13 protein-coding genes are annotated in these 14,483 nt (G+C 69.4%); 8 read left to right on the top strand and 5 right to left on the bottom strand.

Annotated features, from left to right (window positions below; translation table 11 throughout):
• Positions 1 to 68: 68 nt before the first annotated feature.
• Both RUH65_RS00065 and lhgO read right to left on the bottom strand, forming a co-directional pair.
• Positions 69 to 1,391 carry an MFS transporter gene (locus tag RUH65_RS00065; protein ID WP_313815111.1) on the bottom strand — a complete coding sequence of 441 codons (1,323 nt, stop codon included), beginning with the start codon at positions 1,389 to 1,391 and terminating at the stop codon, positions 69 to 71.
• Between the two features lie 89 nt (positions 1,392 to 1,480).
• Positions 1,481 to 2,689, bottom strand: a complete 1,209-nt coding sequence (gene lhgO, locus RUH65_RS00060) for an L-2-hydroxyglutarate oxidase (RefSeq protein ID WP_313815110.1) — start codon at positions 2,687 to 2,689, stop codon at positions 1,481 to 1,483.
• 110 nt (positions 2,690 to 2,799) lie between these two features.
• On the opposite strand from lhgO, the gene RUH65_RS00055 reads away from it, so the two are divergent.
• Entirely contained in the window at positions 2,800 to 3,510 is a 711-nt protein-coding gene (locus RUH65_RS00055; protein WP_313815109.1) for a GntR family transcriptional regulator, read from the top strand.
• A 144-nt stretch (positions 3,511 to 3,654) separates the two neighbouring features.
• Positions 3,655 to 5,010: a mannose-6-phosphate isomerase, class I gene (gene manA / locus RUH65_RS00050; protein WP_313815108.1), complete on the top strand. Its 1,356-nt coding sequence runs from the start codon at positions 3,655 to 3,657 to the stop codon at positions 5,008 to 5,010.
• 26 nt (positions 5,011 to 5,036) lie between these two features.
• On the opposite strand, the gene glpX is transcribed toward manA, so the two are convergent.
• Positions 5,037 to 6,056 (bottom strand): class II fructose-bisphosphatase, encoded by a 1,020-nt coding sequence (gene glpX / locus RUH65_RS00045; RefSeq protein ID WP_313815107.1) that lies wholly within the window; start codon positions 6,054 to 6,056, stop codon positions 5,037 to 5,039.
• A gap of 158 nt (positions 6,057 to 6,214) precedes the next feature.
• Between glpX and RUH65_RS00040 the strand changes: the two genes are divergently transcribed.
• The 3 genes from RUH65_RS00040 to RUH65_RS00030 are packed head-to-tail and all read left to right on the top strand — an operon-like array spanning position 6,215 to position 8,626.
• Positions 6,215 to 6,841 (top strand): DUF4245 domain-containing protein, encoded by a 627-nt coding sequence (locus RUH65_RS00040; RefSeq protein WP_313815106.1) that lies wholly within the window; start codon positions 6,215 to 6,217, stop codon positions 6,839 to 6,841.
• A 30-nt stretch (positions 6,842 to 6,871) separates the two neighbouring features.
• A complete protein-coding gene (locus RUH65_RS00035) occupies positions 6,872 to 7,543 on the top strand; it encodes a carbonic anhydrase (RefSeq protein ID WP_313815105.1) in 672 nt (223 codons plus the stop codon).
• Between the two features lie 24 nt (positions 7,544 to 7,567).
• On the top strand, positions 7,568 to 8,626 hold the full coding sequence (locus RUH65_RS00030; protein ID WP_313815104.1) for an LLM class flavin-dependent oxidoreductase: 1,059 nt from the start codon (positions 7,568 to 7,570) through the stop codon (positions 8,624 to 8,626).
• A gap of 43 nt (positions 8,627 to 8,669) precedes the next feature.
• Here RUH65_RS00030 and RUH65_RS00025 read toward each other — a convergent pair whose 3' ends face one another.
• Complete coding sequence (locus tag RUH65_RS00025) at positions 8,670 to 9,422, bottom strand: response regulator transcription factor (protein WP_313815103.1); 753 nt, start codon at positions 9,420 to 9,422, stop codon at positions 8,670 to 8,672.
• Positions 9,419 to 10,804, bottom strand: coding sequence for a histidine kinase (locus RUH65_RS00020; RefSeq protein ID WP_313815102.1), 1,386 nt, complete (start codon positions 10,802 to 10,804; stop codon positions 9,419 to 9,421). Before RUH65_RS00020 ends, RUH65_RS00025 begins: the two co-directional genes overlap by 4 nt.
• Positions 10,805 to 10,962: 158 nt before the next feature.
• Between RUH65_RS00020 and RUH65_RS00015 the strand changes: the two genes are divergently transcribed.
• From RUH65_RS00015 to RUH65_RS00005, 3 genes are all read left to right on the top strand, one after another.
• Complete coding sequence (locus tag RUH65_RS00015; RefSeq protein WP_313815101.1) at positions 10,963 to 12,120, top strand: ABC transporter permease; 1,158 nt, start codon at positions 10,963 to 10,965, stop codon at positions 12,118 to 12,120.
• 132 nt (positions 12,121 to 12,252) lie between these two features.
• The gene (locus RUH65_RS00010) at positions 12,253 to 12,933 is read left to right on the top strand and encodes an ABC transporter ATP-binding protein (RefSeq protein ID WP_313815100.1); all 681 of its coding nucleotides are present in this window, start codon (positions 12,253 to 12,255) and stop codon (positions 12,931 to 12,933) included.
• Between the two features lie 11 nt (positions 12,934 to 12,944).
• Complete coding sequence (locus tag RUH65_RS00005) at positions 12,945 to 14,381, top strand: class II fumarate hydratase (RefSeq protein ID WP_313815099.1); 1,437 nt, start codon at positions 12,945 to 12,947, stop codon at positions 14,379 to 14,381.
• The last annotated feature ends 102 nt before the right edge of the window (positions 14,382 to 14,483 follow it).

Here is a 14,483-nt window from a genome sequence, read left to right as displayed (position 1 = left end):
GCAGCGCCAGAGGCCCGCCCCAGGGTGCTGGCGGGCCTCTGGGGCTGACCGGATCCCGGCCGGGCGGCTCAGTTCCTGTCGGCCGTGTGCCGCTTGCCCTGATCGAAGGCTGCCCCCAGGATCACAAGGAGGCCGGCGACCACCAGGACCACGCTGACTCCCACAGTCGAGTTGGTGGGTGAGGCCACCACGAGGGACAGGGCGCCCAGCGGAGCCAGTCCGCCCGCCACGGCCGTGCCGATCTCACGGGCGGTGCCGACGCCGGTCGCCCGGGACTCGGCGGTGAACTGACGGGACAGAAAGGACCCTTGCGCGGAGAACATCATGGGCGCGAGGATGCCCGTGCCGATGCCGATGGCCAGGTATACGGACCAGGTGGAGGAGATTCCCAGCAGGCCCAAGAACCCGAACGCGAAGACGGCGGACAGGGCGCCGCCCCAGGAGATGACGGCCTTGGAGCCGAAGCGGTCGCACAGTTCACCGCAGATCGGCACCACCACGATGGCCACGAGCCCCGCGACCATGACCGCACCAGACGTGGTGTTGGCGCTGATGCCCTGGAACTCGTCCAGGTAGGCCACCGAGAAGGTCTTGAAGATGTAGCTCAGGGCGTTGTAGCCGATGGCCACGACGAAGACCACGAGCAGGCCGCGCCAGTGATTGCGGAACACCTGGCCGAACGTCGACTTGTGGTCCGTCTTCTCCACCTGGTTCTCGAATTCCGGCGACTCCGGCAGGGACTGGCGGACCCACATGCCCACACCGATCAGGACGATGCTGGCCACGAACGGGATGCGCCAGCCCCCGCTCATGAGGAATTCATCTCCGTTGAGGGTCATCACGAAGATGGTGGCGGAGGACAGGACGAGGCCGAGGTTCAGGCCGAGGGCCGGCCAGGCGCCCTGGCGGCCACGGCGGCCCGCCGAGGCGTGCTCGTAGGAGTTCACGGCCGCGGAGGCATACTCCGCGCCCGCGCCCATGCCCTGCAGCACGCGCAGGACCACCAGCAGGACCGGCGCCCACACTCCGGCCACGGCATAGGTGGGCAGGATGCCGATCAGGAAGGTCGAGATGCCCATCAGGGCGAAGGTAACGACCAGGGTCTTCTTGCGCCCGATGCGATCGCCCATCCGTCCGAAGACGATGCCGCCGATGGGCCGGGCGATGAACCCGACCGCGAAGGTCGCAAAGGCGCTCAGCGTCGCGAGCTGACTGTCCACGGCGGGAAAGAACACCGCGCCGAAGACGATCGAGGCCATGGTGGCGTAGAGGTAGAAGTCGAACCACTCGACGGTCGTTCCGACGACGGTGGCGGACATGACCTTGCGCAGGCGGCTGCGTTCCTCCTCGGGTGTCTCGGGCGGTCGGGGGGTGGTGGTGTGGGTGGTCATTCTCTTCTTTCACGTGGTGGAGCGGACTCGCCCGTCCGGCCCGTCCAGGCCGGAGGGCCTGGATGGAACAGGAGGGGTGGAGGAAGTGCTTAGACGGAGGACAGCCGGTGCTTCGCAGCCATCTCGGAGACGAGGTGTTCGGCGATGGCCAAGGAGGAGGTGGCTCCCGGTGACGGTGCGTTGCGCAGGAGCGTGGCGCGTCCGACGTCCTCGATGACGAAGTCGTCCACGAGGTTGCCGTGGGCATCCATCGACTGGGCGCGGATGCCGCGGGTGATGGGCGTGGACTCCGCCCCGTCCAGGGAGGGCACGTAGCGTGCGGCTCCGGCCAGGAACTTCTGGCGGGAGACCACGGCACCGAACTCCTGGACGGCCGCCGACACGTTGCGACTGGCGAACTTCCAGAAGCCCGGGCTGGCGACCACGTCCAGGCTGTCCTTGATGCCGATGCGGCGCCCGGAGTAGTTCTCCCGGCCGAAGGAGAGGAAGGCGTTGGGACCCACGAGCATCTCCCCGTCCACGCGCTTGGTCAGGTGGACGCCGAGGAAGGGGTAGGCCGGATCCGGTACCGGGTAGACCAGTCCGTTGAGCACGGTCCGGTACCCCGGGGCCAGCTTCGAGTACTGGCCGAAAAACGGCACGATCTTCGGGAAGGCACCTCCACCGGCCATCCGGGCGATGCGGTCCGATTGGAGTCCGGCACAGGCGATGACGAAGTCGTAGGGCTCGGTGCCTTCCGGGGTGCTGATGCTGCATCCGTCCGCCGTGTTGGTGATTCCGGTGACCTCGGCGCCGAGGCGAACGGTCCCACCCGCCGACCGGACGTCGTCGATCAGCGCGCGAGTCACCGCCGCGTAGTCGATGATCGCCGTGTGCGGGGAGTGCAGCGCGAGGCGCCCGGTGGCGTTGGGCTCGATCTCGAGGATCCGTTCCGGGCCGATCAGTTCGACTCCCGGCACGCCGTTGGCAAGGGCCTTCTCATGGATGGTCCGCAGCCGGTCCTCCTCGGCCCGCTCCAGGGCCACGACCAGCTTGCCGCACTCCTCGTAGGGCACGCCGCGATCCAGGGCGAAGTCCCGCAGCAGGTTGACCCCACGGCGGCACAACCTGGCCTTCAAGCTGCCTGGCTGGTAGTAGAGGCCGGCGTGGACCACGCCGGAGTTGTGGCCGGTCTGGTGGGAGGCCACACTGTCCGCCTTGTCGTACACGGTGACGTGGTCGTCGGGGAACCGTTGGGTCAGCTCCCGGGCGACCGCGGCACCGATGATTCCGGCTCCGATGACGGCGAATGAGGTCATGACTGGACCGTCGCTTTCTGTGGGTTGGGTGGAAACGCAGCGCATCAGGGCCCCGTCACCCCGTGGGGTCTATGGGGATGGCGGGCTGCCTGGATTGGCATACTGGAGGGATGAAATCTGTCCATCGGCCTTCGAGCCTGACCGACCAGGCCGTGGAATCGATTCGGATAGCGATCATCAGCGGTGACCTGGTTCCCGGTGAGCTGTACACGGCGACCGAGCTGGGCAACCAGCTCAACGTCTCCCGCACCCCGATCCGCGAGGCCCTGCAGGAGCTCGCCCGCCGCGGACTCGTCCAGATCGAGCGGAATCGCGGCGTACGCATCCTCAGCACCTCGCTCCAGAGCCTGATCGACGTGTTCCAGATCAGGCTCATGCTGGAGGTGCCGTTGGCCCGCCGCGCCACGCAGCTGAAGACGGCGGCCACGGCAGCCACGGTGGAGGAGGCCTACGAGGCTTTTCGACGCGCGGCGGAGGACGGTGACCCGGAACTGGTGCTCCGGGCCGATCGGGACTTCCACCGCACCCTGCTGGCCGGAGCCGGCAATGACAAGGCCACCCAGCTGCTCAGCGAACAGCGTGACTTCGTGCTGCAGACCGGCGTGGGAACCGTGCCCACCTCGCGCACCGCGCGGGAGTGCTTCGAGGATCACCGGGACATCATGGAGGCGTTCCGCCAGGGGCGCGACGCCGAGGTCGGTTCGGCCCTGGCGCGGCACATCAGCCACACCGCGACCATGCTGATCACCCAGGAGACCAGAGACCGGCCCGAGTTCGCGGATGCGCGGAGCGCCGAGGCCATCGACTGGCTGGTGCACTGACGGCTCCTCTCATGCCCGCGCGATGGTGGCCACAGGGCCACCGCGCCTGAAGTGTGGTGTGGACAACAGCCAGCATAATGGGTTGCATGCAACATGCAAGTACGATGCGGCGGGTCGACCCCGGCGGGTGGATAGGCTGGGAGCATGTTCCTGTTGCGCACCTCCATCCGTGACTACGCGTGGGGTTCCGCCACCCTGCTGGCCGAACTCCAGGGCCGGACTCCCACCGGCCGGCCGGAGGCGGAGATGTGGATGGGAGCCCACCCCGGTGCCCCCGCAGGAGCGGTCCCGGCGAGCGATCCCGACTCCGCGCCGGTGCCCCTCGACGAGTTGCTGGCCGCTGATCCGGAGGTCCTGCTGGGAGAAGCTGCGCGCTACGGCCGTCTGCCCTTCCTCGTGAAGCTGCTGGCGGCGGGGCGCCCCCTGTCCATCCAGGCACATCCGACTCGCGACCAGGCCCGCGCCGGGTTCGCCGCCGAGGAGGCCACGAACGTCCCGGCCTCTGCGCCCCACCGCAACTACCGGGATGACAACCACAAGCCCGAGATGCTCGTGGCCCTGACCCCGTTTTCCGCGCTGTGCGGATTTCGCTCGGCCCAGGATGCCGGCACCTCGTTCTCCCGGCTGGCCCAGGTGCTGGCTGAGAACATGGAGGAGCACGACGGCGGCCCGGACGGCCCCGCAGACGCCGCATCCGGGGCGCCTGGCACGTCCGCTGCCTCCGTGGCGCAGAGCCTGGCCGGCCACGCCGACCTCCTCCTGCACGGCGGCGCGGGGCCGGACGGCCAGGGCGGGCCGGGCAGCGCCAGTCTGGACGGCGGCGGGGGCCCGGCGCTCGAGCGCGTCTTCTCGGACCTGCTCGATCCCGCCGGGGACTGGTCCTCCGGCACCTGGGTGACGGCCGTCGTCGCCGCCCTGAAGAACGCCCCGCGGGCCCTGGACGAGGATCTGAACCTCGCCACGGCGGTGGGGATCGCCGAACATTTTCCGGCCGACCCGGGGGTGCTGGTCTCGATCCTGCTCAACCGCGTGGATCTGGCGCCGGGCCAGGCGGTCCACCTGCCGGCCGGCAATGTCCACGCCTACCTGCATGGACTGGGGGTGGAGGTCATGGCCGCGTCGGACAACGTGCTGCGCGGCGGGCTGACACCCAAACACGTGGACGTTCCAGAGCTGCGCCGGGTCGTCGCCTTCGAGTCCGTGCCGGTGCCCTACTGCGCCCCCCTCTCGGAGGGAGACGGCCATCTGGTGTTCCGTCCGCCGTTCGAGGAGTTCCAGGTGGAACGGCTGGATCTACCCGCCGCGGACGGCACTACCCTGGCCGCCCGCGGGCCGGTCCTGGCGCTGTGCACCGCCGGACGGGTCCGGGTGGAGGCGGGAGCCGAGGCTGCCGTGCTGGCCCCCGGGGAGTCGGTTTTCCTGACCGCGGCCGATGCCGCCGCGATCGTTCAGGGGGACAGCGGGGAGCCGGCCACCCTCTTCTCCGTCACCCTCCCCTGACAACACAGAACTGGCGGTGTGGTGGCTCAGCGCACCGGCAGAGCGTCCGGGCCGATCCAGGGCTCCCACTTGCGGGCCTGATGCTCGGCCTCGATCACGCGCACGGTGCCGGACTTGGAGCGCATGACCATGGACTGCGTGGTCACACGGTCGTTGTAATAACGCACCCCGCGCAGCAGGTCACCGTCGGTGATGCCGGTGGCGGCGAAGTAGGCGTTGTCGGTCTTGACCAGGTCGTCGGTGGTGAGGACCGCGTCCAAGTCGTGGCCGGCGTCGATGGCCCGCTGGCGCTCGGCATCGTCGATCGGGGCCAGGCGGCCCTGGATGACACCGCCGATGGCCTTGATGGCGCAGGCGGTGATGATGCCCTCGGGCGTGCCCCCGATGCCGAGCAGCATGTCCACGTCGGTGTCATAGCGGGCCGCGGCGATGCCCCCGGCCACGTCACCGTCCATGATGAACTTCACGCGGGCTCCGGCGGCGCGGATCTCGGCGACCAGCTTCTCGTGGCGCGGACGGTCCAGCACGCACACGTTCAGCTGGCTGATGGGCTTGCCCAGGGCCTTGGCGACCAGGTGGATGTTCTGCTTGATGGGCAGGCGGAGATCGACGAAGTCGGCTGCCTCCGGCCCCACCACGAGCTTGTCCATGTAGAACACCGCCGAGGGGTCGAACATGGCACCGCGCTCGGCGACGGCGAACACGGACAGGGCGTTGGGGTAGCCCATGGCGGTCAGGCGGGTGCCGTCGATCGGGTCCACGGCGACGTCCACCTCGGGCCCGGTGCCGTCACCGACGTTCTCGCCGTTGTAGAGCATGGGCGCCTCGTCCTTCTCGCCCTCGCCAATGACCACCACACCGTTCATCGCCACGGTGTCCATGAACGCGCGCATCGCGTCCACGGCGGCGCCGTCAGCAGTGTTCTTGTCCCCGTAGCCCACCCAGTGGCCGGCGGCGATGGCGGCGGCCTCGGTCACGCGGACCAGCTCCATGGCCAGGTTGCGGTCCGGCTTGGTCCCGGACACGGCCAGGCTCGGGCTGAGCATGCTGCGGTCTGTGTGATGCGGCTCCGCGGTGCGCGACTGTGCCGTGTCGGTCCGAACGCCATTGTTCTCGGGCTGGTCAGTGGTCACCGAAATACTCCGTCTGTGGGGGAACGTCTCTGAATCCATCCTAGTGTCCCGGCTGGTGGCAGAATGGACCGGTGACTTCCCCTCAGCCCGAGGCCGATCCGGCCGCCAGCTCGGCCACCACCCCTGCTCCCAAGCCGCGGCTGACGCAGAAGCAGGCCCAGCGGGCCGGACAGTCCGCGCGGGCCATGGTGATCTCCGTGCTGGCCACCCTGGCGATCGCCCTGCTGGTGGTGCTGATGAATCCCGGCAGCACCGAGGAGACCTACGAGCGCACCGTGGACGTGGCAGCCACCGCCGAGCAGGCCTCGGCCACCGCCGGCTTCTCCGCCGTCGCCCCGCGCGTCCCCGCCGAGTGGAACGCCAACTTCGCCCGGTGGAATGGCGCCGGCGTCGACCAGGTGGAGTTCTGGGAGGCCGGGTACGTCACCGCCGGTGACGACTTCGCCGGGTTCAAGCAGACCGTCCAGGCCAATCCCACGTGGCTGTCCCAGCAGATGGACAACGCGCCCCTGACCGGGACGCGCTCCGTGGACGGGACCACGTGGGACTTGTACGAGCCGGCCGACGGTGACCGGCATATGGTGACAGAACTGGACGGGACCACCGTCCTCCTCACTGGCTCCGGTGATCTGGCCGCGCTGGACACCCTGGCGGCCGCCATCCAGGACTCCCTCCACGATTCCGCCGAGGACAACTGACAGCAGTTCAACCACTAGGAAGCAGAGCCGATGACTGACAGTGCCGACCTGAAGACCGCCACCACTCCGTCCTCCTTTCCCCTCACCCCCTCTGCCGCGTGGGACCTGCTACGAACGGGCAACGAGCGCTTCGTGGCGGATGCCTCCCATCACCCCAACCAGGACGCCGCGCGCCGTGCCTCCCTGATGCACGAGCAGCATCCGATGGCCGTGATCTTCGGCTGCTCGGACTCCCGGCTCGCGGCCGAGATCATCTTCGATGTGGGGCTGGGCGACGTCTTCGTGGTCCGCACGGCCGGCCAGGTGATCGACGACGCCGTCCTCGGTTCCCTCGAGTACTCCGTGGACGTCCTCGACATCCCGCTGATCGTGGTCCTCGGCCATGACAGCTGTGGCGCGGTGACCGCCGCCGTGGAGTCCTACGTGTCCGGGGATATGCCCCCCGGGTTCATCCGCTCGCTCGTGGAGCGCATCATCCCCTCCGTGATCTCCGCCCGGCGTGCCGGGGTCAAGGATGTCAACGGCACCGTGATGGAGAACGTGCGCCAGATCAGCTCCCGTCTGATGGAGTCCTCGATGTCCGTGGCCAAGGCCGTCAACGAGGGCCGCACGGCCATCATCGGTGTGACCTACTCCCTGGACAACGGCACCGCCAATCCGGTCAAGATCATCGGCGACCTTGATCCGGACGAGGTCGACTGACCGAGCCCTGGAACAGGAACGGTAGTGAATCCCCACGTCATGGAAATCGGCGCCTACAGCTTCGGCGACACCCCCCTGAACCCCGACGGCTCCCCGCGGGCCACCGCGGAGGCCATCCGCAACCTCCACGCGGCCATCGTCCACGCCGATGCCGTCGGCCTGGACTACTTCGGGGTCGGCGAGCACCACACCGTGTCCATGCCCGCCTCCTCCCCCGGCGCCGTGATCGCCGCGGCGGCCGCGGCCACGGACCGGATCATCCTCGGCAGCGCCGCCAGCATCATCTCCACCGACGACCCGGTCCGAATCTTCCAGCAATTCGCCACCGCCGACGCCATCTCCGGCGGCGGCCGGATCGAGATCACCGCCGGCCGCGGTTCCTCCGTGGAGACCTTTCCGCTGTTCGGTCACGACCTGGCCGACTACGACGAGCTCTACGCCGACAAGCTCGACCTGCTGATGACCCTCAACGACAGCGCCGCCGAGCAGGTCAGCTGGTCCGGTCAACGACGCCCGGCCATCCCCGGCCTCGCCGTCGTGCCCCGCCCCGTGGAGGGGAAGCTGCCGATCTGGCTGGCCACCGGCGGGAACGCGGGCTCCTCGGCCCGGGCCGGGCAACTGGGCCTGCCGGTCTCCTACGGCATCATCGGCGGGGCGCCCCAGCGGTTCGCGCCCCTGGCCGAGCTGTACCGCCGTTCGGCCGCACAGTCCGGCCACGCACCAGGGGCCACCAAGGTGTCCGTGGCCGCTCTCGGGCTGGTCGCCCCGACGAAGAAGGAGGCCCTCGAGCGCATGTACCCCGGGTGGCACAACCTCAACGTCGAGATGGGCCGGCTGCGCGGCTGGCCGGCCCCGGACAGGAACGCCTACCTCGCCCAGGCCGACGCTCCGGGGGCGTATTACGTCGGCGATCCGGATGACGTCGCCGAACGCATCGTCCACCTGCACGGGTACCTGGGCCATATCCGCCACTTCCTTCAGATGGACATCGGCGGCCTGCCCCAGGAGCACTTCCTGGAGTCCCTCACCCTCCTCGCCACCGAGGTCAAACCCCGCGTCGAGCGTCTCCTGGCCCGAGACTGATCACCGGCCGAGGCCAGGACATCTTCCCTCAGAGTCCGGCGTCTCAACCGCGGATGAGACGCCGGGCCCGAGCCACGGTGACCGCCTCGGTACGGTTGCCCACCCCGAGCTTGGCGAAGATGTGATGCAGATGCGTCTTCACGGTGGCCTGTGAGATGAACAGACCCGCGGCAATCTGCTGATTGGTGTGGCCCAGGGCCAACTGCTCGAGGATGTCGGTCTCCCGCGGGCTGAGCGCTGGTTCCCTTCCGGATCCCGCCCCCAGAGCCCGGCGGGCGAGGTCCGCTGGGAGGATCCAATTCCCCGCTGCCGCCTGGCGAACGGCGTCTCGCAGCTCCTCCGGTGAGGCGTCCTTGAGCAGGTACCCCAAGGCTCCGGCAGCTACGGCGGCCTGGACGTCGGACACCGCACCGTAGGTGGAGACGATGAGCACGGGCAGCCCCGGATGGCTCCGGCCTAATCGCTCGGTGGCCTCGATTCCCGTGGGCCCGTCTCCGAGTTCAATGTCCATGATGACGACGTCCGGGCCTTCGTCGTTAGCCGTCATGCGCTCGACGGCGGCGAGCGCCTCGGTCGCGCCGGCCGCCTCCGCCACCACCGTGAGGCCCACGGCCTCGTTTCCGGATCGCGACGGCGTCCGGGGCCTCGATCGTCCCGGCTCAGGGGGTTCTCGCTCAGCGCTGGCGGCTCCAGCGACCCCCGCGGAGGACGCGCGGAATTCCAGGACCGCCCGCAGTCCGGCACGCACCACGGGATGGTCGTCCACGAGCAGGATGCGGAGAGGCTCACGGGTCATGAGGTCCCCCACCGTGGCAGGCTGAGGACCACCACGGTCCCGCTGGACCGCCCCCGGCCTCGTCCGTCCTCCGGTTCGTCGTTCAGGGCGTCCTCCACGGTGAGGGTGCCGCCGGCCCGGGCCGCCCGGTCCCGCATGGTGGCGATGCCGAACCCCTCGGGTCGGCCGCCACGGCCGGTGCCGTCGTCGAACACGTCCACCGTGACCTCATGCCGGTGCACGGCGAAGGTGACCACGCAGTGGGTGGCCTGTGCGTGCTGCAGGACGTTGGCCAGGGCCGACTGCGTCACCCGCAGCACGGTGGTGGCCGCGTCGGCACCCAGGGCCGGGTCGGCGTCGGGTCCGAGGAACTCCACGGTGAGCGCCGCACCGGCTGATCGCGCGGTCTCCTGGGTGTTTCGGCAGGCGGCCTCCAGCTCGGCGGTCAGCCCGGCCCCGGGATTCCGCTGCTCCACCAGGGCCCTGGCCTGGGCGAGGTTGTCCACGGCCGAGCGCTCGATCTGGTACAGCTGGCCGGCCAGGGGCTCGCCTGGCTGCTGCTCCTGCGCGGCGCGGGACAGCAGCACCACGGAGGCCAGCCCCTGTGCCAGGGTGTCATGCAGGTCCTGGGCCCACCGTTCCCGTTCGCGCATGGCGCCGGCATGCCGCTCCGCGCGGGCAAGGTCATCCCGGGTGGCCTGCAGTTCGGCCGCGATACGCCGCTGGGTGCGGGCCTCGGCGTAGAACAGCGCGTAGGCGGCGGACATGGCCACGGCCACCACCGCCCCGATCACGGGGCCCACCACGGCACCGATGCCGAGCGTTCCCTCATGCCACCAGAATCCGAGGAACACCGCCACGGTCAGCAGGACGACCAGGCTGATCGCCACCGGGACGGACTTCGGCCCCACCACGTGCAGGTGCAGGAAGAAGAGAGGGAACACGAGCCAGGCGAAATCCACGTGCACGGCCATCAGGCCCAGCCACGTGAGGGTGACGACGGCCAACCAGAGCAGCTGCCCCCGGACAACGATCTGCCCGTCGGCTCGCGCTGCTGGTGGCCCTGCTGTTCGCGCTGCTGGTGGCCCTGCTGTTCGCCCCGCAGTCGGTCCCCTGGTGCCAGGGGCCCGGCGGTCGCTGTACCGCTTCTCGACCACGGTCCCGACGAGATAGACCGCTGCGAACACCGCGGAGAGGGCGACGATCTGCCACACCAGTCCGTGCTGACCCGAGCGGAACGCCGGGACCAGGGAGCGGACGAGGCGGATGAGCAGCAATGCCGCCACGGTGACGTGCAGGATGAGGAGCATGGCCGCGAGCAGGGCCGGGATGCGGGTATCCGAGAGCCATGACGGCTCAGGGGGCGGCGCTATCGCCGGAGGTGTCGTGCGCTCGGATGCCATGGCTGCAGGGTAGCCCGGACCGGCCGCTGGTGGCCGTCCCGGAATCAACCGAAGGATGGAGCCACCAGTAGCCGGGTGGGCGATGCGCGCGGCGGAGACGGGCGGAAGGCTGGAGAGCAGCCACACCAGCCCACTCTCTCCGCCCAAGGAGCCCTTCCATGTCATCTCCCACGTTCCTGTCCCTGAGGGACGTCCGCTTCTCGTCCGGCCGCTTCGCCCTCATGGGCTCCGTGGTGGGTCTGATCAGCCTGTTGCTCGTCTTCCTCACCGCCCTCACCAACGGGCTGGCCCATCAGAACATCTCCGCTGTCACCGCATGGGAGGATGCGACCACCGACTCTGCCCAGGTCACGGTGGCCTTCGGCGCCGCCCACGCCACCACGGTGAAGGACGTGGAGGCGGACTTCACCGCCTCCGCCGTCACCACGGGCCAACTCGACGACTGGCGCCGGGACGCCCAGGTCGAGTGGGCCGAGCCGGTGGGCGTGGGCCAGGCCCGGGCCGATTCGGGCAGCGCCGTGACCGCCGTGACGCTGATGGGTCTGGAACCCGGCTCCCGCCTGGTCCCGGGGTCCTCGGGCGCCGCAACCGGCACCGACAGCACCGCCGACACCAGCGGTTCGCTGGAGGACGGTGCCCTGATCAGTACGAGCGCCGCCGAGCAACTCGGCGTCTCCGCTGGGGACGAGGTGACCGTCAACGGGCAATCCGTGCCGATTGCGCAGACCATCGAGGACAGCTGGTACTCCCACACCCCGGTGCTCTATGTGCCCTTGTCCACGTGGGCCGGCCTCACGCATGCTCCGGACGGAACCGCCTCGGTCCTGGTCGCCGGAACCGCGCCCGACGCCGGCCACCAGCCGAGCGCGGCCGTCGAGACCACCACGGTGGCCACGGACGTGGACGGCGCCCTGGGCGCCCTGCCCGCCTTCTCGTCCGAGAACGGCTCGCTCGTGATGATGCAGGCGTTCCTCTACGGCATCTCCGCCCTGGTGATCGCCGCCTTCATGGCCGTGTTCACGCTGCAGCGCACCCGGGACATCGCGGTGCTCAAGGCCTTGGGCGCCACCACCCGGTGGGTCGTCAGCGACGCGCTCACCCAGGCCGGGATAGTGCTGCTGACCGGGGCCGCCCTCGGCGGGGCCTTGGGTCTCGCCGGGATCGCGCTGGCAGCCGGCACGGTCCCGGTCCAGGTGGATGCTGCCGCCGTCGCCATCCCGGTGCTGGTCACCGTGGTGCTCGGGCTGGCAGCCTCCGTGGCGGCCGTCTGGCGAACGTGCCGCGTGGACCCGCTCGTCGCCCTCGGCGGCAGTTGAGCCCTGCTCCAGACCCCTTCATCATTCAAATTTTCGGGTGTCACACCTCCGATCCGGCGCGACACCCGGAAATCCGCATGACGAGAGCTCAGACCCCCACCCGTTACCCGTTACCCGTCAAAGGAACCTCCCATGCTGCACCTGTCCGACGTCACCCTGACCTACTCCGACGGCGACTCCGGCACCCTCAACGCGCTGGACTCCGTGGACCTCACTGTCCCGGCCGGTCAGATGCTCGCCCTCGTGGGCCCCTCCGGGTCCGGCAAGTCCTCCCTGCTGGCAGTCGCCGGGGCACTGGTCACTCCCACCTCCGGCACGGTCCACATCGGCGCCACGGAGATCACCGGGACCAGCGAGTCTGAGCGGGCCCGGCTGCGGCTCCAGCAGATCGGGCTGGTCTTCCAGCAACCGCAGTTGATGGCCTCCCTGACGGCCGTCGAGCAACTCCAGCTGGTCGGGGTGCTGCGCGGCAGTCGGCCCCACGCGGTCCGGGACGCGGCGCTGGACGCGCTGGCCGCCGTCGGGATGGCCACGGCAGCCCGACGGCGGCCGCACCAGCTCTCCGGCGGCCAGCGGCAGCGGGTGAACATCGCCCGGGCACTCATGGGTGAGCCCTCGGTGCTGTTGGTCGATGAGCCCACCTCGGCGCTGGACCAGCACCGCTCGGCGGAGGTCATGGAGCTGCTGGCCACCCTGACGAGGGACCGGGACACTGCCACGGTGGTCGTCACCCATGATCTGGAGTTCGTGGCGGTGGCGGACCGCACGGTCACCCTGCGTGATGGGCGCCTGACCGAGCACGCGACGGTCTAAAGTGGGGAACCATGACCGATCTGACTTCTTCGCAGCAATCTTCCGAACAGCAGTTCCGCATCGAGCACGACACCATGGGTGAGGTCAAGGTCCCGGTTGACGCCCTGTACCGTGCCCAGACCCAGCGTGCCGTGGAGAACTTCCCGATCTCCGGCAAGACCCTGGAACCGGCCCACGTCCACGCTCTGGCGCAGGTCAAGAAGGCAGCGGCGCAGGCCAATGCCGAGCTCGGCGTGATCGACGAGGAGCTCCGCGATGCGATCGTCGCCGCCGCGGACGAGGTCATCTCCGGCCAGCACGACGACCAGTACCCGATCGACGTGTTCCAGACCGGCTCCGGCACCTCCTCGAACATGAACACCAACGAGGTCCTCGCCAACCTGGCCACCCAGGCCCTGAAGGCAGCCGGTTCGGACGCCGAGGTCCACCCGAACGACCACGTCAACGCCTCGCAGTCCTCCAACGACGTCTTCCCGACCTCCGTGCACGTCGCCGTGACCGGGGCCCTGATCAACGACCTGAAGCCGGCCCTGGACCACCTGGCCGTGTCCCTGGAGAAGAAGGCGCAGGCCTTCGAGAACGTCGTCAAGTCCGGCCGTACCCACCTCATGGACGCCACCCCGGTGACCCTGGGCCAGGAGTTCGGCGGCTACGCCGCACAGGTCCGCTACGGCATCGAGCGCATCGACGCCTCATTGCCGCGCGTGGCCGAGGTCCCCCTGGGCGGCACCGCCGTGGGCACCGGCATCAACACCCCGAAGGGCTTCTCCGCCCGCGTCATCGAGCTGCTCGCCGCGGAGACCGGCCTGCCGCTGACGGAGGCCCGCAACCACTTCGAGGCCCAGGCGAACCGCGACGGTCTCGTGGAGGCCTCCGGCCAGCTGCGCAACATCGCGTACTCGTTCATGAAGATCAACAACGATCTGCGCTGGATGGGTTCCGGCCCCAATACCGGCCTCGGCGAGATCGCCATCCCGGACCTGCAGCCGGGATCCTCGATCATGCCGGGCAAGGTCAATCCCGTGATCTGCGAGGCCGCCATCATGGTCTCCGCCCAGGTCATCGGCAACGACACCACCATCTCGCTGTCCTCCACCAACGGCGCCTTCGAGCTGAATGTCGGCATCCCGGTGATGGCCGCGAACCTGCTCGAGTCCATCCGCCTGCTGGCCAACACGGCGCGGGTCATGGCGGACAAGATGATCGACGGCATCGAGGCCAACGTGGAGCGCTGCTCCTTCCTCGCCGGCGCCTCCCCCTCGATCGTGACCCCGCTGAACAAGGTCATCGGCTACGAGGCGGCAGCCAAGATCGCCAAGCACTCCGTGGCCCAGAAGATGACTGTCCGCGAGGCCGTCATCGATCTCGGCTACGTGGAGCGCGGCGAGGTCACCGAGGAGCAGTTGGACGCGGCCCTGGACACCATGTCCATGACGCACCCCGCCTGACCTTCCAGGAATCAGGGGCCCGGCACCTGGCCGCTGATCGCTGGTCGTTGGTCGTTGGTCGTTGGTCGTTGGTCGTTGACGCCGGCGCCAGCACCCTGACAC

The sequence above is a fragment of the Citricoccus sp. genome, from assembly GCF_032154715.1.
GTDB lineage: Bacteria > Actinomycetota > Actinomycetes > Actinomycetales > Micrococcaceae > Citricoccus.
Note: the sequence above shows the minus strand (reverse complement) of the source record. Positions and strands in the feature narration are given on the sequence as shown.

Excerpts from the sequence above, each read along its gene's own strand:
- RUH65_RS00055 (WP_313815109.1), top strand. The coding sequence starts at position 2,800 with ATGAAATCTGTCCATCGGCCTTCGAGCCTGACCGACCAGGCCGTGGAA.
- RUH65_RS00065 (WP_313815111.1), bottom strand. The coding sequence starts at position 1,391 with ATGACCACCCACACCACCACCCCCCGACCGCCCGAGACACCCGAGGAG.
- RUH65_RS00025 (WP_313815103.1), bottom strand. The coding sequence starts at position 9,422 with ATGACCCGTGAGCCTCTCCGCATCCTGCTCGTGGACGACCATCCCGTG.
- RUH65_RS00015 (WP_313815101.1), top strand. The coding sequence starts at position 10,963 with ATGTCATCTCCCACGTTCCTGTCCCTGAGGGACGTCCGCTTCTCGTCC.
- lhgO (WP_313815110.1), bottom strand. The coding sequence starts at position 2,689 with ATGACCTCATTCGCCGTCATCGGAGCCGGAATCATCGGTGCCGCGGTC.
- RUH65_RS00005 (WP_313815099.1), top strand. The coding sequence starts at position 12,945 with ATGACCGATCTGACTTCTTCGCAGCAATCTTCCGAACAGCAGTTCCGC.
- RUH65_RS00010 (WP_313815100.1), top strand. The coding sequence starts at position 12,253 with ATGCTGCACCTGTCCGACGTCACCCTGACCTACTCCGACGGCGACTCC.
- RUH65_RS00035 (WP_313815105.1), top strand. The coding sequence starts at position 6,872 with ATGACTGACAGTGCCGACCTGAAGACCGCCACCACTCCGTCCTCCTTT.
- RUH65_RS00020 (WP_313815102.1), bottom strand. The coding sequence starts at position 10,804 with ATGGCATCCGAGCGCACGACACCTCCGGCGATAGCGCCGCCCCCTGAG.
- manA (WP_313815108.1), top strand. The coding sequence starts at position 3,655 with ATGTTCCTGTTGCGCACCTCCATCCGTGACTACGCGTGGGGTTCCGCC.
- glpX (WP_313815107.1), bottom strand. The coding sequence starts at position 6,056 with ATGCTCAGCCCGAGCCTGGCCGTGTCCGGGACCAAGCCGGACCGCAAC.